Below are 22,001 nucleotides of genomic sequence, written 5' to 3'. Positions count from 1 at the left end.
CATGGCAGTTTTAAAGCTGTACCACGACAAACTTCAACACAACTACAACCACCTGGACAAGGTGTTTAAGGAGCACGGCATTGACTGGGGCATTGTAACCAAGCTGCTCTGCGGTAACGAACTGTTCCTGAAGGAAGTGCTGGCGCTTGGCGTGCAGGAGATACACGACTCCAGGGTAACGAACTTAAAGGCCATTAAAAAAGTAGCGCCCCATGTGCAGACGGTGTACATAAAGCCTGCGCCCAAGCAAAGTATACCCGACATTATACAGTATGCCGACGTCAGTTTCCAGACGGAGTACGAGATCATCAAGCTACTTTCGGATGAGGCGGTGCGGCAGAACAAAGAGCACAAGATCATCATCATGATCGAGATGGGTGATCTGCGTGAGGGCGTCATGGGTGATGAACTGGTAGATTTTTACGCCAAAGTGTTTGGCCTGCCCAATATATCTGTTATTGGTTTGGGTGCCAACTTTAACTGTCTGCACGGTGTAATGCCCACCCGCGATAAGCTCATTCAGCTAAGCCTGTACAAGCAGATCATCGAGGCAAAATTTAACCGTAATATTCCGTGGGTATCGGGTGGTACTTCGGTAACAATTCCTTTGCTCTTCACGCACCAGATGCCGCAGGGCATTAACCATTTTAGAATTGGAGAAGCGCTTTTCTTTGGCCTTAACCTGTTTACCGGCGAAACCTTCGAGGGCATGCACGACGATGTGTTTGAGCTTTTTACCGAGATTATCGAACTGACCGAGAAACCTATGATCCCGAGTGGCATGCTGGCCGAAAACCCCAGCGGCGAGAGCTTCGAGGTAGATGAAAGCCTGTACGGCAAAACCTCGCACCGCGCCATTCTGGACGTAGGCCTGCTCGACATTAATCCAAAGTTCCTGATTCCGAAAGACGAAACTATAAGCGTGATTGGCGCAAGCTCTGATATGCTGGTGGTTGAACTCGGCGAAAACGAGGCGAACTATAAAGTGGGCGATGTGCTGCGTTTCGGGTTAAGGTATATGGGCGCGCTAAGTATACTTAACTCCAGGTATATTGCGAAGGAAGTGGTGAAGTAGAAAATTATAAAAACACCCCTCCTCTTAATTGTATTTAATGGGAGGAGGGGTATTTGTTTAATGTCCTATGGAGGCTGTGGTAAGGCATAGCAGAAACTAAAGCCTGTACCTTCTTTCCAAATCTAGTTTTTAATTTTCTCTACAACTACTCGACCATTCTTGTTTATCATTCTGAACGTCGTGGCTCCATAAGGGCAAAGCAAAACAGAGTAATTCAAGTAAGCAAAGTCACCATTATTCCTTGGCAGATCCACATAGCTTATCAGTTTTCCTTTACTTATGAAAGCAATAACGTTTTTCCAATCAGCAGACTCAATTCCTGTTTTCTCAATTGGGCTTAAATTAGCACGAGTGATTTGCTCCATTTTGTCAAGTTGAGTGTAAGGAGTTATAATATATACTTCATCCCAAGTATAGCTTGTCAAACTGTCAAGACTAAATGTAATAGCTGTAGAATCAATGAGTACCTTTTCTGCTATTTTTCCGATTCTTTCTTTGGTGACAATATCTTCTTCAATTTCCGAACTACACGCTGCGGCTATAAGAGCAACAAATAAGCTTGTGTAGAAAAGTTTATTCCTCATCTATAAATTTATATGACAGGTAACCGGACTGGTGTAGATGATGTGCAAGGCATTAACCTATGCTTTAAGTATACACATGGTTACCTAATTTTATTTTTAGTTCTTAATCATGTAAATGCCGCCATAACTATACTCTCCTTTTGGGAGTCTATCTAAAAAGCCAGCGAAAAGCTTGTTGAGGGTAAATTCACTATTAAGCAACTTTAAAATATTTCTAACACTTATAATCTCAAGTAAGCTTCCATCTTGGTATCTCTCGCTTTCGGGTTCCCAATATGAGTATAGGCGATAAGCTTTATTATCTCGAACTTCGAAAACGTAGGTCGTTCCGTCAAATCCTTGCGGGTAGTTCTCTATTTCTTCGGAGTCAGGCAAGGTTTCAATGTTGAAAGTCTGCAGAGTGTCCATGAGCAATGATGCCGATTGGGCTGAAATCTTGATTTTGTGTACAAGTAACTCACTCTTTGGTTTTCTTTTACTCCCAGAATGTTTGGTCACAAAATTTACAATTTGCCCGTCAAAAGTAGAATCGTTGTATTGCAGTAACTCTATCACCTGATAGTCTCTCCATATTCGATACGCCTTCTGGTAATCAGTGGAATCTAGTTTGGCCATTCCCAACTCTTTTACATCTTTATCACGAATGGATTTCCAATAGAATTGGGTTTCAGTTAGCTGTCCGAATGCTGAGCTACTTATGAAAAGGCTAAGAATAAGTACGAGCAACTTCATGACTTATAATGTTAGGTATCGTACTCGTGCATACAGAGTCCTTAGCGTCAGCAAGGGTTATGTATGAACCTTGTTTTAGGATGTTATTTTTTGTTTTTATACTTCCTGTAGTTCAGTAAACTAATGAAGCTGATGAATACAAAGAAGAAAGGTATAGCTATATTTTTTTCCAGTTTATCTGTCTTAATTGCTTCTTCAGCACTTAAAAATGATTCAGTACCAGAGCGCAATTCATACACAGTGATGTGTCCATTGAGACTATTTGGTAATTGGTCTATTAATAAAGCTACTGTGTCGCCAATTTCAACTTGTTGCTCAAAACTTCCCTTGTTAAAATTATCTACAAACTTAGCTGGTATTCTGTATTGGCTACCATCCCCGTACAAACTAAACAAGTACTGGTAGTTTTTACCGCCACGACCATCAGATTCAGTTGTGAAAGAGTAGTCTCTGATAACACCAGTTGTTTCAATTAATCTATCAGGGTAGCCCCAAAATCTGTAGGACAGAATTAAAGTTGCTACTAAGAACAGAGAAATACTTATTATTAGGTTCTTCATTATTTTAATAACCTACAACTATCGGGAAAGCGTAAACATAAGGTTATTGGCACTATGTGCGAAGGTATAAACTACCCTATTTTCAATTTTGGTGGCGAATAGACAAACAGACTAAAGCCAACTCTAATATTATTATAATACAATATAGAAACAAAATACTGTTTAGCCAGACTTTTCAATAAGTAATTAACTCAAGTTGTAATAAACGATAAACCAAGCAAGTGTAAACACACCCCTGCGCCCCTCTCAAGAGGGGATTTCAAGCAGGAGCAAAATTCCCCTCCTCGGAGGGGTTAGGGGTGGGTTAATCGCAACTTGAGTTAATTAAGCAAAAAATCGCAGGCAGGTATTCATGTTGGTGAGAACACGCAGCAAGGGCAAGCGCTGCACATGATAGTCATATTAAGCAGGCCCACATATTTCACACGGTATAATGTAAAGTCGCAATTGTAATCAGCTTCAGCTCTGAACGAGTTTACAAAGGCATGTAAAACAACCCTCTTCTCCCCTTTCACGTCCATATCAGGAAAAATCTTTCATATAGGTATCTTCTGATATGTCTGCAAAAAGACTACTACATAAAATTGTTTACCCGCTGCAGGAGTTTATCCGCGCCGAGGCCTTTAGCGGTGTGCTCCTGATGCTGATCACGCTGCTGGCGCTGGCTTGGGCTAACTCGCCCTGGGCCGAAACTTACCTGAACACCTGGAACACCACCCTTACGCTGCAACTCGGCGACTACGGCATTTCCAAAGCTGCCATACTTTGGATCAACGATGGCCTAATGGCAATTTTCTTTTTTGTGGTGGGGCTGGAGATAAAACGCGAGATGCTTACCGGCGAGTTGTCGAGTTTTAGGAGTGCGGCTTTTCCGGTGATGGGGGCCATTGGGGGCATGGTGGTGCCTGCCGGAATTTTCATGCTGCTAAACCAGCAACTCGACACCCTCGATGGCTGGGGCATACCCATGGCCACCGACATTGCCTTTGCCATTGGCATACTTGCCCTATTAGGCAAGCGCATCCCACTATCTCTTAAACTGTTTCTGGTAGCCTACGCTATTGTAGATGATATTGGCGCTGTGCTCGTGATTGCGCTGTTTTATACTTCGAAGCTTAACCTCCTTAGCCTTTGGGTAGCGCTGCTGGTGTTTGGGGTGCTGCTAATACTTAGTGCCGTCCGTAACCGCAGCATTCTCATTTATACTTTGCTGGGCATCATTATGTGGGTAGCGTTCCTTAAATCCGGTGTACATGCTACGGTGGCTGGCATTCTGCTGGCGGTTACCATACCGGCCCGGTCAAAGCTTTCGGAAAGGGAGTTTATCGACAGCACCGACACGATACTTGGCGAATTGCATGCAGCGCACCATGCTAAGCACTTAGGAGATGTACCAGATAATGAAGAAAATTTTCAGGCTGCTGTGCATACCATAGAGGCTAATTGCGAGGAGGTCATGTCACCGTTGCATCGCCTGGAGCATGCGCTGCACCCCTGGGTAGCCTACGCCATTATGCCGGTTTTTGCGCTGGCTAATGCCGGTATTCTTATCAATGCCGAGTTAACAGATGGCTTCAGTAATCCGCTTACATGGGGTATTATACTTGGCCTGGTAGTAGGTAAACCTGTAGGTATAGTTTTGTTTACCGTGTTAGCCTCTGTAACCCGCATTGCCCGTAAACCAGCTGCTTATAGTTGGGTTCAGTTGATCGGGGTAACGTTTCTGGGGGGTATTGGCTTTACCATGGCCATCTTTATCGCCAACCTTGCCTTCGCTGAGTCACCTTTCCTGCCGCAGGCCAAGCTGGCAATACTTTGCGCTTCGTTGGTTGCGGGGGTTCTGGGGTATTTGTTGCTGCGGTTTTCTGGGGATAAGAAGGTTGGGTAGTGTAGTTCAGAATCAGGATTTGCAGGATTTTTAGATGGACAGGATTTATGCATTACCGGGTCGAACCAACCCTGCCTCTCAGAGCTACGCTCGCAATCTTCAAACTCTCGTTCTCGATTGTCCAAGGAGGGGATTTTATTAAGCGATTAACACACCCCTTGCCCCTCTCAAGAGGGGAATTTCGGAATACCGGGTCAAACCATCCCTAGCCCCTCCTTGTCCAAGGCGGGGAATTTTCTGCTAATGCCAATTTATACTTGCTTCGGTTGCAGCAGCCTTTAGCTAAGAAGTGTCAATCCCAGCCTTTGGGTTGAGCGCCTTGTGAGATCCGGTGCCGCGGATGCGGCAGCGCGCAAGCGCAGGAGGGAACACAGCGCGATGCCCAAAGGCGAGGCCACGCGGCCTTGAGCGCACCAAAGCCAGGAGTGAAACTATGCCGTTAATGATGCTGTGGATGAACAGCGACTAGATAGAAAGGCGGGGAAACGTCTGCCAATAGCCATTAAAATTGATTTATTGGACTTAGCAGGCCTTAATTTATAACATGAAGTGCATAGGGCATACTACACCGCAATACCCAATATCCTGTTCATCTAAAAATCCTGCAAATCCTGATTCTGAATTAAGAAAGAATGGCATCCAAAAAGCCAACCTCATCCTTTTCTCTTTTGAATACAAGCAACGGAATATCCATGTCCTTGCGCAATACCTTTTCTGTAACGCTGCCAAGCACAAAGTGCGCAGCAGCAGTTAAACCCTTGGCGCCGATCACCAGCATGTCGGCTCGCACACGCTTGGCCTCGATTACCACTAATTCCCCAATGTCATCGTTATGCCCCTGTTTCACAAGTACAAGCTCTGCCCTGTCTTTTAGTTCCGGGAAACGGCTGAGCAGTTTGTTATACTTCTCCTGAGCAAAACCACGCATACGTTCTTCAAACGCCTCGTAGGTCATGCCCAATGTACGATAACCTGTTGGTACCTGGTATACATGCAAACAATACACATGGGTACCCGGTCTGTTCAGGGCCGAATGTAAAACTCTGTCCAGGGCCATTTCACTGTACTCTGAAAAATCAACGCTTACCATAATGTTGTTCAGGCGCGGATCGGCTGTTTCGGGTACAAACAATACACCCAACTTGCCTGTGCGCAGCAGCTTCTGTGCCAGCACGCCACTGCCCCGCAAACGCAGTTTCCTGCCAACCAGCATCAGGTCTACCTGTTTTATTTTAGACCAATGTAGCAATCCTTTTAAAGGCACCCCCTCCTCTACCAGAATTTCCACTTCTGTCTGGTTATCAGCAAAGGATGGGCCTACCAGTAAGCCGATTTTCTGCCTCAGGCTTTCATCTGCAGGCATGCGTTCATGGCCGATGCCTTGTAACATCTCAGCCGGAAGATCAAGGGATTTCTCTATATGGATGAAGTATACTTTCTCCAGTTGCAGTTCCTTGCTCAGAAAAGCGGCATAAGCAACAAGCCTCTCATCCATCGGGGTCAGGTCCAGGCCTACCATTATTCGTTTTAGCGTATCCATGGTGTGTCGGTGTGGTTTGCAGTAAAATGTTCAATAAGTGCGGCGCAGGCGGCATTATGCAACCAATTGGCCGTAACGGTGTACTACTGTCTAACTACATACGGAACATAACAGAAATATGTAGAAAAATATATTTATTATGCTGTTGGTCCTGTCCATATGCCTGCTTATTGCCTTATCTGCGCCCTGGCTATACAGGTTGCTGGGCAGGTATGTAGTTGTGCCCATGGTGGCGCTGCCGGTAGGCGTGTTTGCCTACTTCTGCACCCTGCTGCCGCCTGTACTGTCCGGGAAGTATGTTAGTTTTCTGTATGCCTGGGTACCTGCATTGGAGGTAAACCTGCAGTTCAGGCTGGATGGGCTTTCTCTGTTCTTCGGCCTGCTGGTTTCTTTTTTTGGGGCCCTGATCATGTTTTACGCGGCTGGTTACCTGAAAGGGCATCCGTTACTTGGCCGCTTTTACCTGTACCTTACCCTGTTCATGACGGCCATGCTGGGCCTAGTTACTTCAGATAACTTCTTCTGCCTGTTCGTTTTCTGGGAGCTTACAAGTATAAGCTCATACCTGTTGATCGGCTTTGATAACAAACAGGAGAAATCGCGGGTAGCTGCATGGCAGGCGCTGCTGGTTACCGGCCTGGGAGGACTGGCATTGCTCGGCGGCCTCATCCTGATCACGATCATCACGGGCAGCATTACATTCAGCGAGCTGCTTACTTTAGAGGACGGCTTTATCAGGCACCCATACTTCTTACCCGCGCTTATACTTATACTTTTAGGCTGCTTTACAAAGTCGGCGCAGTTTCCATTCCATTTCTGGTTGCCCAACGCTATGGCCGCACCCACGCCTGTTAGTGCCTACCTGCATTCTGCCACCATGGTAAAGGCCGGTATTTATTTGCTGGCCCGCTTATCGCCTGTGCTGGCCGGGACAGATGTATGGCAGTATACTCTGGTGGCGGCCGGTGGCTTTACAGCATTGCTTGGGGCTTTCCTGGCCTTGCAACACACCGACATGAAAGCCATACTTGCCTACACCACTATCAGCGCACTAGGGCTAATGGTGACCATGATCGGGCTTGGCACTACGGTAGCGCTAAAGGCAATGCTGGTGTTTTTGCTGGCGCACGCACTTTATAAAGGTACCATGTTTCTGGCAGCCGGCGCCGTAGATCACAGCACAGGCACCCGCGACATTGGCAAGCTGCATGGATTGGCCCGCTATATGCCGGTAACGGCCATGGGCACTACGCTTGCCGCTTTGTCTATGGCTGGACTAATGCCCTTTTTTGGTTTTATCGGGAAGGAGTTACTATACGAGGCGTCTCTTAATATCAGAGCTTATGTGTGGCTGGTTTTCGGCCTTACATTTTTAACTGGTATCGCCTACGTAGCCGTGGCTATAGCACTGAGTTTCGGTATTTTCTGGCGCAAAGCCAGAAGATCAAAAAAAATTATCCATTCACCTTCTTTTTACCTATACATACCCACCTTTACGCTTGGTTTACTAGGTGTAGCCTTGGGCCTGGCACCTACACAAATCATTGAGCCCGTATTAACACATGCTATCCAAAGTGTAAACGGAACAGCCATAGAACTTAGGCTAAAACTGTGGCATGGTGTAACTAAAGAACTTGGATTAAGCGTGCTTACCATTATTCTGGGCACGGTTTTATACCAATACCTGCGCATGCTGCGCACCCATGTCCGCATACTTATACCTGTGTATAACATTGGCCCCAACCGCCTTTACCATCTCCTTTTTCAAGGCTTCCTGCATTACGCCAAAAAATTCATCAGCGTGATCCAGAACGGAAACCTGAGGCGGTACACCATTTACATCATACTTTTCTACTCGGTACTGGTTATGATAGTATTATGGCAGAAAGCGCCTCACATACAGTTCGAGAAAAGAACGGAGTGGCTGTTGCAGATGCCTTTTCATGATGTGGTGATCTTTGTGCTGGTAAGTGCCGCTTTGCTCTATTTACTGGGAACAAGATCGCGGCTTACCTCTATTGTGGTAATGGGCCTGGTGGGTTATTCTGCGGCGCTGATCTATGTGCTGTTTGGAGCACCGGATGTGGCAGCCACGCAATTCCTGATCGAGACACTGACGGTGGTGATATTTGTGTTGCTGTTGCATAAGCTGCCCGCTTTTATTTACCTGTCTCATCAGTTTAAAAAGTATAAGTACCTGGCCGTATCGCTGCTGTTCGGGTCCGTAATGACCTATACCATGCTGGTAGTGCAGGACCGTAAGGTTGTATCTGAGCTGAAGCAATATTACGGCGACCACAGCGTAACGCTTGCCCACGGACGCAATATCGTGAACGTGATACTCGTAGACTTCAGGGCACTGGATACGCTGGGTGAGATAACCGTGCTGGCCGTAGCGGCACTCGGTATCTTCGCTTTGCTGCGTATGCGTAATGAGAAAGGAGATAAGCCATGAAAACGCTCATATTCGCCACCGCCATCCGAATCCTGACACCGGTATTCCTGGTCTTCTCGGTATACATCCTGTTCAGGGGGCACAACCACCCTGGCGGCGGCTTCATCGGCGGACTGATGGGATCTATCGCCTTCGTTTTTCATACGCTGGCATATGGTACCAAAGAAACCGCCAAATCATACTTCAGCCTGACGTTTTACAAGTATGACAGAAAGCCACACCACAACAACATACGGCACGCCCTGCGCCTGCTGCGCAAAAACATTACCCGCAACAAAAAAGAGAAACCGACCTATATATGGAATTACTACCTGTTGCGGCTCAGGCCCACCTACCTGATGGCTTTCGGACTGCTGATCGCCGTTGGCAGTGGTGTGGTTGGTCTGGTGGCTGGCAAACCATTCCTGACAGGTTACTGGCTGGATGCGAAACTTCCCCTGATCGGATCTCTGGGCACACCACTCTTGTTTGACACCGGCGTATACCTGTTGGTTTTGGGCATGGTGCTGAAAATGGTTTTTACGATGTCAAAAGATTAAGCTATGGAAATACTACTGCCTTTTCTGACTGGACTTCTTTTCTCGGTGAGCATATACTTTATACTTCACCGGCACCTGTTCAAGCTTATACTTGGCCTTATCTTGTTTGGGCTGGCCACCAACCTGTTTCTGTTTGTGGTAGGTGGTATAAAGCGCGGCAGCATCGCCATTATCAGCCAGGGCAAGGAACTCCCAACAGAACCATACGCCGACCCGGTGCCGCAGGCGCTTCTGCTTACAGCCATCGTTATTGGATTTGGCATACAAGCATTTGCCATTGTGCTGATAAGGCGCGTATACCAAGCCTTCAGATCAAACAACCTGGATAACCTTAACGGTAACGAAGTTATCTGAAACTGCTTATGGATGCCGCTCACCTGCTCATAACGCCCCTGCTGTTGCCCCTGTTGGGTGCAATAGCCTGTGTGTTTTTATGGCGGCACATTAAATGGCAGACAGTAGTCGTATCGCTTGCCCAACTGACCTTTATAGGAATAACCGGGCTGATGCTGCAAACAGTGCTGCAAAGCGGGATACAGGTAACCCAGGTTGGCTCCTGGCCCGCCCCTTTTGGCATAACCCTGGTGGCCGATGTGCTGAGCAGCCTGTTGCTCCTGACCACCGGACTAGTAGGACTGGCCGTTTTCATGTTCTCCCTGAGCTCTCTCGACAATGCAAGAAAACGATTTGGCTTTTTTCCGCTTTTCCTGCTGTTGCAAATGGGCATTAGTGGCGTGTGCCTTACAGGCGATATCTTTAACCTGTATGTCTGGTTTGAGGTGATACTGATCTGCTGCTTTGCCATGATCGCGCTGGGGAACAAAAAATCGCAGCTGGAGGGCGCTTTAAAGTATGTAACCATCAATTTTGTGGCCTCAGGGCTATTGCTTTGCGGCACCGGTATCATGTATGCCTTGTTCGGGGCCCTGAACCTGGCTGAGCTGGCACGGCTGGTACGCGAGCCTCACATCAACAACAGTCTGCTTGCGCTGCCTGCAGCCTTCTTCCTGACAGGCTTTGGGATAAAAGCGGCTATTTTCCCGCTGTTTTTCTGGCTGCCGGCCTCCTACCATGCCCCACCCATCGGGGTATCGGCGTTTATTGCCGGCATAGTCACCAAAATTGGCATTTATACCATGATCAGGCTTTACAGCCTTATTTTTTCAGTTGATCTGGACTATTCTCAACCTTTGCTGCTGGTACTGGCAGGGCTTACTATGGCCATAGGGGTTGCAGGCGCTGCCGCACAAGTGGATTTCAGAAAGATCCTGTCGTTTCATATCATCAGTCAGATCGGCTATATGTTGATGGGCCTGGCTATTTATACGCCACTGGCTATTGCCGGAAGCGTGTTCTTCATCATCCACAACATGCTGGTAAAGACCAACCTGTTTTTGGTAAGTGGCGTGGTGGCTTACCGGCACCATTCTTTTGCGCTGGCAAGACTGGGAGGTATTTACCTGAAGCATCCGGTGCTGTCCATACTTTTTTTCATTTCGGCCATGTCGCTGGCCGGTTTGCCGCCCTTGTCCGGGTTCTGGGGAAAGTTCATGCTGGCCAAAGGCGGTTTTGAAGCAGGCAACTACATTCTGGTGGGCACCTCGCTGTGTGTTAGCCTGATCACGCTGCTATCCATGACAAAGATCTGGAATGAGGTTTTCTGGAAGCCCAGGCCCACCCGCCTGAAAGAGCCTGCACGCGAAACACCTGCTGCCTATACGTTGTACCTGCCTGCCTTTTTCCTGCTCTTCTTTATACTGCTGCTGGGCCTGTTTCCGGAGTGGGTCATCGAACTCAGCATGGCTTCTGCGGAGCAGCTGTTTAACAGCGAAATATACATTAATGCCGTACTAAGAAAGTGACGGAAAAAACCGCCTGTAGCATATGCGCACATTTTACCTGCATACGGCCATCGCTTTTATAGCATCTTACCTGATCACGCACCAGGACCCGCCGCTGTTGCCCTATAACGCGTTTACGGCAGCCTTTGTGTTTCTGGCCATATTCTGGAGCCTGTGGTCAACCACCTGGTTTTACAACAAGCCATACTTCCGTAAGATGCCGAAGGCCATCAGCTTCGCCGCATACTTCCTGAAAGAGCTGCTGATTGCCAACCTGAAGATAGCCTATGACATAGTAACGCCGCGCTACCACATGCAGCCTACCATTATAGCGCTGCCGCTTAGTGTAAAAACAGACTTCGAGATCACGCTGCTTGCCTGCATCATAACGCTTACGCCAGGCACACTGAGCATCGACGTAAGCAGCGACCGCAAAGTGCTGTATGTGCACTCACTTTACATCAGGCACAACGACATCGAGAACTTAAAGCAATACATTAAACAGGGATTTGAAAGACGCATACTTGAACTGAACGCATGAACCTGTTCCAGATAACACTTACAATTGCCATGGCCACGCTAAGTATCTGCCTGATGCTGACGGCGGTGCGCTTTGCTATTGGCCCCACCCTGCCCGACCGCATTACGGCCTTCGACCTGATCGTGGCTAACGCCATTGGAATCATAGCCATCTACACAGAGTTTACCAACAACGAGGACTTTATCGATGTGGCTATCATACTTTCGGTGTTCGGCTTCCTGGGCTCGGTAACATTTGCTTTTTACATCCTCAAGATCAACCGCTGACATGTTTGATAACCTGGACTTACAGCTTGTAAAGGAGATCATCAGTTGTGTGCTGATCCTGATGGGTGTGATCTTTATGTTCATTGCCACGATAGGCCTGCTGCGCTTCCCGGATTTTTACATCCGCATGTCGGCCATTACCAAGGGTGCCACGTTGGGTGTTGGGCTTATACTGCTTGGCCTTGGCATCTACTTTAACCAACCCGACATTATGTTGAAGGTGCTGGCGATAATTACGTTCACGTTTATAACAGCACCTGTTGCCGCGCACGTTATCGGCAGGACAGCCGTGCGTAACAAATCGCCGTTCTGGTCTAAAACAAATTTAACGGAGTTTGAGGATTACCTGAAAAAGGAAGAACTGGAGAAGCTTAAAAGCCATGACAAGTACAGAGAGGAAGCGGCTAAAAAGCAAATGCCTAATGGTGGTGATGGTACTTTATAAACGGCCTTACGGCCTTGGCATAGGTATCGTATGAGTCTACGGAGGAAAGGATGTGGTCCGGGTAGGTAAGTGCGGTTAAACGACCTCCGAAAACGCAGCCGGTGTCGATGTTAATGGTGTTGTTTCGCCAGAGCGGTTCATGCACTGGTGTATGCCCGTAAACCACGATCGCTTTGCCGCAGTACTCAGCAGCCCAGTCCAGGCGTATGGGCAGACCCAGGTCATCCGTTTCACCGGTGGTGGGTCCATACAGGCATAGTTCCCGCACGCCTTTGGTGTTCAGTCCGTGTAGCTTTTCCTGTAGGCCGGCATGGGCCACAACCAAACGCCCTTCGTCAAAAATAATGTGGTGTGGCAGCTGTAACAGAAACTCCTTCATGCGGTCTTTAAAGGCTGCGTTATAGCCCTTCAGCTGCTCTACGGTATGCTCCAGGCCATGCCGCACGCGCACGTTGCGCCCCAGCAATAAACGCAGAAGCTTGTCATCATGGTTGCCACTTACGCAATAGGCCAGGCCATCTTCTGCCATGTCCATCACCAGCCGCATCACTTCCGGGGAGTTTGGGCCACGGTCTACCAGGTCGCCGACAAACACAAGTATACTTTTATCCGGCCGGGTAACCTTGTAGCGTTTTTGACTCTCACCAAACACTACCTTATACTTTAACAGCTCCAGCAATTCCACCAACTCGCCAAAGCAGCCATGCACATCCCCGATAATATGAAAGGGGCCATGCAGCGCAGGCAGCTCCAGTACATGATGCACGATGGCGGTATGTTTTGTCATGGCTTAAATTGGGTAACTTATTTACGTCCGTGCAAGTATAGCTTAGACCTTATATTATATATAACAGGCTATAGCTGCTTTGGGTTGGGCTTTTCAGATTATTTTACTGTAAATCTAATGCAATTTTTAAAATTTGATTGGCCTTCGGAATGCTTCTGTTAAATTTGCAGTCTAAACACTGATACTACCCTTTTCAGGCTAACTATCTGAAATGCCATACTTTAAAAAAGCCAAAATACCGCTTCTCTGGCTTCGCCGCCATACCTCCGACCGGGAATTTATGCTGGTATCCAGTGTACTGGTCGGTTTAACTGCCGGACTCGCCGCTGTGGTGCTCAAGAGCATGGTGCACTACATACACCTGATGCTCGCATATGGCAACCGCCTTCTTAACCAACCTTACTGGCTGGTTGTTTTTCCGCTTATAGGTATTCTGCTGACGGTGTTCCTGGTGCGGGTACTGTTTAACGGTAAGATCGGACGCGGTACAGCCAACATACTTTTCAATATCTCTCAGAAGTCAAGTATGGTGGAGCGGCACAAGATGTTCTCGCATGTGCTTACCAGCGGCATTACGGCTGGCTTTGGCGGCTCTGCCGGACTGGAGTCTCCGATCGTGGTTACAGGCTCTGCCATCGGTTCCAATTTTGGCCGCGATTACCACCTTAACTACCGCGACCGCACCCTGTTACTGGCCGCAGGGGCAGCTGCAGGTATCGCTGCCGTGTTTAACGCTCCCATTGCCGGTGTACTGTTTGCCATAGAGGTGCTGCTGGTAGATGTCAGCATAACGGCATTTATACCGATCATACTTGCTGCTGTGGTTGGCGCCCTTTGCTCCAAGCTTATACTTAACGAGGACATCCTTTTTAACCTGGGTCAACGTGAGTTCTTTGAGGCTGGGCACCTGCCCTTTTATGTGCTGCTGGGTCTGCTGGCCGGTATGCTATCGGTATACTATACCCGCATGGCCATTCGTGTCGAGGAGGTTTTTGAAGCATACCAGTACAAAGTATACCAGCGTGCCATTGTAGGTGGTATTTTGCTGGGCCTGCTTATCATGCTCTTTCCGCCCTTGTTTGGCGAAGGCTACGGAAGTATAAGACTGCTGGAAGCCAACAAAGCTGAACTCCTGCTGCAAGACAGCTGGCTGTCCTTTTTTGGCACCAACGAGTGGCTTATACTTGGCTTTGTTGGCGCGCTGGCACTTGTAAAGGTATTTGCCACCACCATCACGATCGCCTCCGGGGGTAACGGCGGCAACTTTGCCCCCTCCATGTTTGTAGGCGCCAGCACTGGTTACTTTTTTGCCAGACTGGTCAATCTGCTGCATATCGGTAACCTGCCCATAAACAGTTTTTCTATGGTAGGCATGGCCGGTATCCTGAGCGGGGTAATGCACGCGCCCTTAACAGCAGTTTTCCTGATTGCCGAAATTACCGGGGGCTATACGTTAATGATCCCGCTGATGCTGGTGGCTGCCTCGTCATTTGCCCTGGTCAAGTATTTTGAGCCTTACTCTCTCGACACCAAAAAACTGGCACAAAAGGGGCAGCTGCTCACACACAACAAAGACAGAACCATCCTGCGCATCATGCAGATCCGCCATCTCATCGAAACAGATTTTCAGGAGATTTCGCCAGATGCTACGCTGGGTGAACTGGTACAGGTAATTGCCCACTCGCGCCGTAACCTGTTCCCGGTAATTAACGAGCGGCAGCAACTGGTTGGGGTTATACTTTTGGAGAACGTGCGCGAGATCATGTTTAAAACTGAGAAGTATGACACCGTGAAGGTAAAGGAACTGATGCAAAAGCCGCCTGCCGTGGTGCAGCACGACGATAGCATGGCCGACGTGATGAAACGTTTTGATGAATCGGGAGCCTGGAACCTGCCTGTTCTGGAGGGTGATTTATACCTGGGCTTTGTGTCCAAGTCGAGCATCTTTACAAAGTATAGAAAACTGCTGATCAAAACCACCAACGTATAAGCCATAGTGCCAGCAAACGATTCTATCCTATAGCGCCTAAAACTTGGACTCGGCCATTTTCTCAAGTCCCATGCTGGACATCAGTCCCATGGCAATGCAGTCTTTCCAGTACGTGATCACGGATCTTTCCTTTTTACGGGTAACTGAGATTCTGGCAATGCGTGGCTTCTCCCCTTTCTTATCCGGGTTACTGTTCTCTATCAAAAACCAGTCTGCCACTTTGGAGAGTAACTTTTTTCCAAATCCCTGGTCTTTACCCGATTTCGCACCCGTAGAGAGCAATTCAATCTCAAGGTTCTGGTAAATGGCGCGCATGGTACCGGTGGCCCTCCGTCGGTTCAGCGTCACATCGAACCGTATACTTTGCACATAACCTTTATCCACTTTTATAAAATTGGTGGGCACAAGTATAGGGTTCAGCATCTGTGGGCCACCCGACCCGATATTGCCCTGCAGCGTGTGATACCCGCTTTTATCCAGCAGCGGTAAGCGTATGGTAACCTGCATGGGTGTTTTGCCCATCAGCATGGCCCTGGCTTTAACCACAGCAGGGTTCTTGCGCGACATCCTGCCGGGCACATTGGTAACGTTTTGCATCGTGCTGTTGAAACCAGAAAAATAGATCAAGCCGGTTTTGTTGGCCTGCGGAGCCAGTTCTTCATACCTTCCGTAGCCGTTTCTGATCTCTATCGTTTTAATCCCGAAAAGTCCTTTTGCATTTCGGGCCAGGTCGTGTGGCATAGGCTGTGACCCACCTTCAGAAAAATGCTGCTTGTCTTTAAACGCGCTGAGCCTGGGTTTGCTGATAAGTATGTGTTGGGCAAAGATATTGTTGGATCTGGAATGCTCCGGATAATCTACGCCTGTGATCTGTGCAAAGGGAACGTCTAATTTTATATAGGTAGTGGCCCTGCCTTTTGCCCTTGCCATCGCCGATGGACCGATGGTTGGCTTAAAATTAATTTTATAGGCTGAGAGCGTTTTTTCGCGTGTACTCAGGCTAAGGGAGTCGGTGGTTAACCGATAATGGTCGTTTGGTATGTTGTAGTAGGCGCTTCCAGCGGAGAGTTCAATATTGCTGGCATAATAGGCTTTCTCCTTGTTATAAAAGGAAGCACTGTCCAGGGTGAAGTCTTCTACGGTAAGGTCAAAGTTCTGCAGTGTCAGTACATCCTGCTTATCCTTGATAGCCTCCTGGTAACTGAAATTAGCTTTGTTAGCCCTGAGCTTGCCAATATGCAGGTCTTTAAGCAGGCCGCTTGCAGTTTCGTGCATGGGTTTGTGCTGCGAGGTGGTGTCTTTCTGGGTAGCGGTAACCTGCAGGTCAAGCTCCTCAACCCAAAGGCTTCCCAGGTCCACGTTTCTCTTGAAGATCATTTTATAGAAGCTGAGCCGGTTTAGCTGTATGGCCTTGCTTTTGAAACTAAGCAACGAACGGGGCACTTCCTCTCCCTGGCTGCTCAGTTCCTCCCACCTGGCGTAGTCCGGCTGCAGTGAAAGGCTGTCCACGGATACGGCCCCGACAAACGGTGATGTTTCAAAACCATACAGGTCCAGGGTATAGATCCCCTTCGATTGTTCATGCACGGTGGTTTCCAGCTTTCTCTGAAACCACAATGTGAATACATGCAGCCCTACAAATAACAGTATACTTATGCCAACTACAATTGCCCCTGCAATCAGCCACTTCTTCGCTTTGTTGTTTTCTTTCCGCTTCACAGAATCAAGTATAAATACATTAAGCACTCATACGTTGAAATGCTGCTAAACGAATGTGAAATAATAAAGTGTGCTATTTTTTTGGGATAAGTATAAATACTTACCTAAGTATAAATAACTATCCGGCCGAAATTTAGTACCTTGTAACAAGCGCACCAAAACCCGCAACTATGAGATCACCTAAATGGCTAGACCGTATACTTTACCCCTTTCACCACCACACAACAGAACTGGAGCACGGCACCCTGCATTATGTAGACGAAGGCGATGGCGAGCCGATCGTGTTTGTGCACGGCACCCCAACCTGGTCTTTTGTATGGCGTCAGCAGATCAAATCTCTTAGACGCACACACCGCTGCATTGCCCCGGACCACCTTGGCTTCGGATTATCTGACAAACCCCAGGATTTCGCTTATACCCCAGAGGCACATGCCGATAACTTAGAGCAGTTGATTGACAGGCTAAAGCTCAAAAACATCACGCTGGTAGTGCATGATTTCGGTGGCCCAATTGGTTTACGCTACGCCATCAGGCACCCGGAAAACGTAAAAAAACTTGTGATATTGAATACCTGGATGTGGAGCCTGGAACCTGAGGTGCAGATGATGAAGATAAGTAAGTTTCTGAGTGGTGGCATTGGCAGGTTCCTGTACTTAAAGCTGGGGTTCTCGGCCAGGTTTTTACTCCCAAAAGGCTACAGTCAGCGAAAATACCTTACCAAAGATATCTACCAGCATTACCTGAAACCACTCTCCGGCGCAGGCAGCCGCCTGGGTACCTGGCACTTTGCAAAGGCGCTTTCTGCATCCAACTCATACTTTGCAGCGCTCTGGAACCAACACGAAAATATAAGGCAAATACCGAAACTTATACTTTGGGGTGAGAAAGATGCGCTGCTCCCGATCCACTTCCTGGGTAAGTGGGAATCAGCTTTTCCGGAGGCAGAGATACATAAAATTAAGGCCGGGCATTTTTTACAGGAAGAAAAAGGCAGCGAAGTAACCGAGGCGATCAAAAACTTTATATAAGAAATACTTAATATTGGCACGGTAATGGCAATAAGGTTCAGCATTTTAGACCAAACAAAATAAAACCATGAAAAACCTATTACCGCTTTTTGCCCTGCTACTGCTTACCCTGACAGCTTGTGACACCGACAGAGAACCGGAAGCTGTGCTGATCGCAGAGGCTACCCTGCACCGTTCGTTTATCTCTGAGCGCAATGGCCCTGCAGAACCCGTAGGTATGGCTACCTATCTGAAGGAAGAGGTAACGCCTTCTGCAACTATAACTTTTGATGGGCTTAGGGTTACGTTGCAGGTTCCCTACCCGGTAGGCCGCGACGCCATCAGCTTTTTAATTGCCCGAAACCAGTTACTCCCAGACTACATTGGTGTCTACAACGTTCAGCCATTCAATCCTGTGTACATGAAAGAAGCCACCTTCAGGTATGCATATATACGTGAACAAAGCCCCTCTTCTACTGTCATCGCCATCATCGACAGCGACAGAGTTGATGTCAATCAGTTTAATTACTTCACAATCACCGAGTATAGCCCACGTACGCAAACAATAAGCGGTGACTTTGAACTGAGAATGCTGGACGCAACAGACCCAAGACTAGATCAATCAACCCTGCCGCAACCGCAAAGATGTGATATTATACTTAGAGGCTCATTCAAGAATGTTAAGATGAGCAGGTAACCGGACCACAGATTAATGGGGGTTTTAGGGATTAGAGGGATTACTTCAATTCATAAAATAGTCGTACATCATTGTTAGTTTCTTTCACCAACTAGCAAAGTGCAATGAAAATTGTGCTTACTGGTGCGAACAAACAGCAAGGGCTGGCATTACATGCTTTGATAAGCGCAAAGCAGTCTCACTTTAGTAAATCAAAAATCCTTCTAATCCCAAAAATCCCCATTAATCTGCGGTTAAGACTTACTATGCCGAGCCTCCAGCACAGCCACCACATCTTTTAACTCCAGATCGGTAGCAGCCAGTAATACCAACAGGTGGTAAAGCAGGTCGGCTGCTTCGCGTTTCATGGTATCCAGCTTTCCGGCCACGGCATCGATCACCGTTTCCACGGCTTCCTCTCCTACTTTCTGGGCTATTTTGTTTACGCCTTTATCAAACAGGAAATTGGTGTAGGAACCTTCGGCAGGATTGGTTTTTCTTTGCTGGATCACTTCTTCCAACTGCGCAATGAACTGAATGGCCTTTATACGGTTGGAGATTGATTCTTCTCCGAAACAACTGGTGCTTCCAGTGTGGCAGGTAGGCCCGTTCGGGTTCACTTTTATCAGCAGCGAATCAGAGTCACAATCCTGGGCTATACTTACTACCTGCAGTGTGTTGCCGGAAGTTTCACCTTTGGTCCAGAGGCGGTTTTTGGAACGTGAGAAGAAAGTAACCAACCCTTCCTGCTTGGTTTTCTCCAGTGCCTCCTGGTTCATGTAGCCAAGCATCAGCACTTGTCCAGAAATATTATCCTGTATAACGGCAGGTACCAGCCCACCGGCTTTTTCAAAATCTAAGTTCACTTTGTGAAAGTTAAGAGTTAAAAGTTTTGAGTTGAGAGGTTATACTTTGCTCAAACTCTTTTCTGGTGCGAAAGTCATTTTCGGTCCTTTCAATAGATGCGAATCTGAGATTCGCTTTTTATACTTTGACACAGAAAATACTTCCGCGCCAGTAGTTTTGTAGTATAAATCCTGTCCATCAATTATTCCTGAAAATCCTGATTCAGACGTACCGCAATCCCCTGCTGTTTCAGGAACTGCTTCAGTTCGTCTACTCCCATCTCCCGGAAGTGGAACAGGCTGGCGGCCAGAGCAGCATCGGCATTCGCTTTCAGGAAGGCATCTGCGAAATGCTCCATACTTCCGGCCCCACCAGAGGCAATCACGGGTACTGACACCGCTTCTGCCACCTCTTTGGTTATATCCAGGGCGAAGCCTGCTTTGGTACCGTCGTTGTTCATACTTGTGAGCAGAATCTCACCAGCGCCCAGTTCAACCACCTGCTTTGCCCAATCTACGGTTTGGTACTCCGTTTCAATGGTGCCGGCACGGGTGTATACTTTCCAGCCGGTATCGGGTTTATACTTTGTATCGATAGCTACGGTAACGCATTGGCTACCAAAGTGGCTCGCCAGTTCTGCTACTAGTTGCGGATTTTTAATAGCCGATGAGTTGATGGACACTTTATCAGCACCATTCTGCAACAGCACCTCCACATCTGCTACGGAGCCAATGCCACCACCCACGGTAAACGGAATATCGATGTGGCGGGCAATATCACGAACCAACTGGGCAAAGGTTTTACGGCCTTCGTTGGTCGCGGTAATATCCAGGAAAACCAGCTCATCGGCGCCTTGCTCAGCATACCATTTAGCCAGTTCCACCGGGTCGCCGGCATCGCGTATGTTCTCGAACTGCACACCTTTTACCGTGCGGCCGTCTTTAATATCCAGACAAGGAATAATGCGTTTGGTTAGCATACAAATCGTTCTAAGTCTTTTAAACTGATCGTACCTTCATAGATCGCTTTGCCTATAATAGCACCCTTCACGCCAATCTCCTGCAGTTGCTCCAAGTCATCGATGGTTGTAACGCCACCGCTGGCAATGATCTCGGCTTCGGGTAAGGTTAACTTTAAATGGCGGTATGTGTTCGTGGATGGCCCCTGTAGTTTACCGTCCTTGCTCACATCGGTGCAGATAAATAGTTTGGCACCTGTTTTAACATAACCCGAGATAAAGTCTTGAAGTGGGTACTTGCTTTCTTCGGTCCAGGCTGAAATGGCAATGTTGGTTCCTTTAAAATCTGCCCCGATGATGATCTTTTCAGCGCCATACTTCAGTAACCAGCCTTTTAACGTGTCAGGCTCACGAACAGCTATACTTCCGGCAGTGATCTGTGCGGCACCTGCGTTAAAAGCCTGCTGTATGGCCTCCTCCGATTGTATACCTCCCCCAAAGTCTATGGTCAGGTTGGTGTTGGCGGCTATACTTTCGAGCACGGAAAGGTTTACCGGCTGCTTCGCTCTGGCACCGTCCAGGTCCACGAGGTGCAGGCGCTTGATGCCGTGGCTTTCGAACTGTTTGGCTACCTCAAGTGGGTTGCTATTGTAAGTAGTTTGCTGGGCAAAGTCGCCTTCGGTCAGGCGCACGCACTGGCCTCCGATAATGTCAATGGCAGGGATGATCTCCATCATAGGGCTAAGAAGTTTTTGAGTATCTGTGAACCGGCTGCCCCACTTTTTTCGGGGTGAAACTGCGCGGCGTAAAAGTTTTTATACTGTAGGGCTGCCGAAAATGGCTCCGGGTACGATGTCTGGGCAATGGTATACGCGCTAAGCGGTACATAGTAACTGTGTACATAGTATACATAGTCCTTCTCCTGCAGGCCATCAAATAGCGGCGATTGCAGGTTCTCCAACTGGTTCCAGCCCATGTGCGGCACCTTCAGGTCGGTTTCGAAATGCTTAACGGGCAGCGGTATGATGTTTAGCAGGTCGGTGTCGCCTTCTTCGGAGTGTTGGCAAAGCAACTGCATGCCCAGGCACACCCCAAAAAATGGCTGCTCTAGTGTTGGCAACAGTTTGTCGAGGTTACGGACCTTTAATTGCGCCATGGCAGCCGACGCCTGACCTACTCCCGGAAAAATAACCTTGTCGGCAGCCTTTATGGTTTCGGCATCGGAACTCAGCGTGGCCTGTACACCCAGCCGCTCCAGCGCAAACTGCACCGACTGCACGTTGCCGGCTTTGTAATCAACTATAACTAAGTTCATTTGTATAGTTAAGAGTTAAGAGTTAAAAGTTTAGAGTTTAGAGTTAAGACCGGTGATTAAAGGGATTAGGATAGATTTAAAGGATTCGATTATCAGGTTCATCAGCTTAAATCTCTCTTCATCAATTGTAAACAACCTTGTTAAAATCATTATGACAGATTGTAGAGTCTATGTTAATCAATCAAATCTATCCTAATCTCCTTAATCACCGGTAAAAAAAAAGCCTGACTCGTTTCG

The 22,001-nt window shown here is 47.8% G+C and carries 22 protein-coding genes; 12 read left to right on the top strand and 10 right to left on the bottom strand.

Features of this window, described 5'->3' with window-relative positions:
* Window position 1: 1 nt before the first annotated feature.
* The gene (locus tag AC4BAP_RS10520; protein WP_490582603.1) at window positions 2-1,075 is read left to right on the top strand and encodes an alanine racemase; all 1,074 of its coding nucleotides are present in this window, start codon (window positions 2-4) and stop codon (window positions 1,073-1,075) included.
* Window positions 1,076-1,197: 122 nt separating this feature from the next.
* On the opposite strand, the gene AC4BAP_RS10515 is transcribed toward AC4BAP_RS10520, so the two are convergent.
* From AC4BAP_RS10515 to AC4BAP_RS10505, 3 genes are all read right to left on the bottom strand, one after another.
* The gene (locus tag AC4BAP_RS10515; RefSeq protein WP_490582602.1) at window positions 1,198-1,659 is read right to left on the bottom strand and encodes a hypothetical protein; all 462 of its coding nucleotides are present in this window, start codon (window positions 1,657-1,659) and stop codon (window positions 1,198-1,200) included.
* A gap of 96 nt (window positions 1,660-1,755) precedes the next feature.
* Window positions 1,756-2,391: a hypothetical protein gene (locus AC4BAP_RS10510; protein ID WP_490582601.1), complete on the bottom strand. Its 636-nt coding sequence runs from the start codon at window positions 2,389-2,391 to the stop codon at window positions 1,756-1,758.
* An 83-nt stretch (window positions 2,392-2,474) separates the two neighbouring features.
* Window positions 2,475-2,951 carry a hypothetical protein gene (locus tag AC4BAP_RS10505; protein ID WP_490582600.1) on the bottom strand — a complete coding sequence of 159 codons (477 nt, stop codon included), beginning with the start codon at window positions 2,949-2,951 and terminating at the stop codon, window positions 2,475-2,477.
* 556 nt (window positions 2,952-3,507) lie between these two features.
* Here AC4BAP_RS10505 and nhaA point away from each other — a divergent pair.
* On the top strand, window positions 3,508-4,839 hold the full coding sequence (nhaA, locus tag AC4BAP_RS10500) for a Na+/H+ antiporter NhaA (protein ID WP_490582599.1): 1,332 nt from the start codon (window positions 3,508-3,510) through the stop codon (window positions 4,837-4,839).
* A 622-nt stretch (window positions 4,840-5,461) separates the two neighbouring features.
* On the opposite strand, the gene AC4BAP_RS10495 is transcribed toward nhaA, so the two are convergent.
* Window positions 5,462-6,379, bottom strand: coding sequence for a universal stress protein (locus AC4BAP_RS10495; protein WP_490582598.1), 918 nt, complete (start codon window positions 6,377-6,379; stop codon window positions 5,462-5,464).
* A 139-nt stretch (window positions 6,380-6,518) separates the two neighbouring features.
* Between AC4BAP_RS10495 and mbhE the strand changes: the two genes are divergently transcribed.
* From mbhE to mnhG, 7 genes are read left to right on the top strand one after another with little or no spacing between them, the layout of a single operon-like run.
* Window positions 6,519-8,834 carry a hydrogen gas-evolving membrane-bound hydrogenase subunit E gene (gene mbhE / locus AC4BAP_RS10490; RefSeq protein WP_490582597.1) on the top strand — a complete coding sequence of 772 codons (2,316 nt, stop codon included), beginning with the start codon at window positions 6,519-6,521 and terminating at the stop codon, window positions 8,832-8,834.
* Complete coding sequence (locus tag AC4BAP_RS10485) at window positions 8,831-9,373, top strand: MnhB domain-containing protein (RefSeq protein ID WP_490582596.1); 543 nt, start codon at window positions 8,831-8,833, stop codon at window positions 9,371-9,373. The genes mbhE and AC4BAP_RS10485 overlap by 4 nt, the downstream gene beginning before the upstream one ends.
* A gap of 3 nt (window positions 9,374-9,376) precedes the next feature.
* Window positions 9,377-9,727 carry an NADH-quinone oxidoreductase subunit K gene (locus tag AC4BAP_RS10480; RefSeq protein WP_490582595.1) on the top strand — a complete coding sequence of 117 codons (351 nt, stop codon included), beginning with the start codon at window positions 9,377-9,379 and terminating at the stop codon, window positions 9,725-9,727.
* Between the two features lie 8 nt (window positions 9,728-9,735).
* Window positions 9,736-11,235 carry a proton-conducting transporter transmembrane domain-containing protein gene (locus tag AC4BAP_RS10475; protein WP_490582594.1) on the top strand — a complete coding sequence of 500 codons (1,500 nt, stop codon included), beginning with the start codon at window positions 9,736-9,738 and terminating at the stop codon, window positions 11,233-11,235.
* Between the two features lie 22 nt (window positions 11,236-11,257).
* On the top strand, window positions 11,258-11,755 hold the full coding sequence (locus AC4BAP_RS10470) for a Na+/H+ antiporter subunit E (RefSeq protein WP_490582593.1): 498 nt from the start codon (window positions 11,258-11,260) through the stop codon (window positions 11,753-11,755).
* On the top strand, window positions 11,752-12,021 hold the full coding sequence (locus tag AC4BAP_RS10465) for an MrpF/PhaF family protein (protein WP_490582592.1): 270 nt from the start codon (window positions 11,752-11,754) through the stop codon (window positions 12,019-12,021). The genes AC4BAP_RS10470 and AC4BAP_RS10465 overlap by 4 nt, the downstream gene beginning before the upstream one ends.
* A gap of 1 nt (window position 12,022) precedes the next feature.
* Entirely contained in the window at window positions 12,023-12,466 is a 444-nt protein-coding gene (mnhG, locus tag AC4BAP_RS10460) for a monovalent cation/H(+) antiporter subunit G (protein WP_490582591.1), read from the top strand.
* On the opposite strand, the gene AC4BAP_RS10455 is transcribed toward mnhG, so the two are convergent.
* A complete protein-coding gene (locus AC4BAP_RS10455; RefSeq protein ID WP_490582590.1) occupies window positions 12,441-13,253 on the bottom strand; it encodes a metallophosphoesterase in 813 nt (270 codons plus the stop codon). The two genes, mnhG and AC4BAP_RS10455, sit on opposite strands and share 26 nt — an antisense overlap.
* 211 nt (window positions 13,254-13,464) lie before the next feature.
* On the opposite strand from AC4BAP_RS10455, the gene AC4BAP_RS10450 reads away from it, so the two are divergent.
* Complete coding sequence (locus tag AC4BAP_RS10450) at window positions 13,465-15,243, top strand: chloride channel protein (RefSeq protein ID WP_490582589.1); 1,779 nt, start codon at window positions 13,465-13,467, stop codon at window positions 15,241-15,243.
* Between the two features lie 36 nt (window positions 15,244-15,279).
* On the opposite strand, the gene AC4BAP_RS10445 is transcribed toward AC4BAP_RS10450, so the two are convergent.
* Window positions 15,280-16,962: an AsmA family protein gene (locus AC4BAP_RS10445; RefSeq protein WP_490582588.1), complete on the bottom strand. Its 1,683-nt coding sequence runs from the start codon at window positions 16,960-16,962 to the stop codon at window positions 15,280-15,282.
* A gap of 170 nt (window positions 16,963-17,132) precedes the next feature.
* Between AC4BAP_RS10445 and AC4BAP_RS10440 the strand changes: the two genes are divergently transcribed.
* Both AC4BAP_RS10440 and AC4BAP_RS10435 read left to right on the top strand, forming a co-directional pair.
* On the top strand, window positions 17,133-17,990 hold the full coding sequence (locus tag AC4BAP_RS10440; protein WP_490582587.1) for an alpha/beta fold hydrolase: 858 nt from the start codon (window positions 17,133-17,135) through the stop codon (window positions 17,988-17,990).
* 67 nt (window positions 17,991-18,057) lie between these two features.
* Window positions 18,058-18,666, top strand: a complete 609-nt coding sequence (locus tag AC4BAP_RS10435; RefSeq protein ID WP_490582586.1) for a hypothetical protein — start codon at window positions 18,058-18,060, stop codon at window positions 18,664-18,666.
* 233 nt (window positions 18,667-18,899) lie between these two features.
* On the opposite strand, the gene hisIE is transcribed toward AC4BAP_RS10435, so the two are convergent.
* The 4 genes from hisIE to hisH form a co-directional block, all read right to left on the bottom strand.
* Window positions 18,900-19,511, bottom strand: a complete 612-nt coding sequence (hisIE, locus tag AC4BAP_RS10430; protein WP_490582585.1) for a bifunctional phosphoribosyl-AMP cyclohydrolase/phosphoribosyl-ATP diphosphatase HisIE — start codon at window positions 19,509-19,511, stop codon at window positions 18,900-18,902.
* 182 nt (window positions 19,512-19,693) lie between these two features.
* Entirely contained in the window at window positions 19,694-20,470 is a 777-nt protein-coding gene (gene hisF / locus AC4BAP_RS10425) for an imidazole glycerol phosphate synthase subunit HisF (RefSeq protein ID WP_490582584.1), read from the bottom strand.
* On the bottom strand, window positions 20,464-21,186 hold the full coding sequence (gene hisA, locus AC4BAP_RS10420; protein WP_490582583.1) for a 1-(5-phosphoribosyl)-5-[(5-phosphoribosylamino)methylideneamino]imidazole-4-carboxamide isomerase: 723 nt from the start codon (window positions 21,184-21,186) through the stop codon (window positions 20,464-20,466). The genes hisF and hisA overlap by 7 nt, the downstream gene beginning before the upstream one ends.
* Complete coding sequence (gene hisH / locus AC4BAP_RS10415) at window positions 21,183-21,764, bottom strand: imidazole glycerol phosphate synthase subunit HisH (RefSeq protein ID WP_490582582.1); 582 nt, start codon at window positions 21,762-21,764, stop codon at window positions 21,183-21,185. Before hisH ends, hisA begins: the two co-directional genes overlap by 4 nt.
* Between the last annotated feature and the right edge of the window lie 237 nt (window positions 21,765-22,001).

Source organism: Pontibacter sp. GD7, from assembly GCF_058216375.1.
The sequence above is the reverse complement of the archived record's forward strand: the minus strand, read 5'-3'. Positions and strand labels throughout refer to the sequence as shown.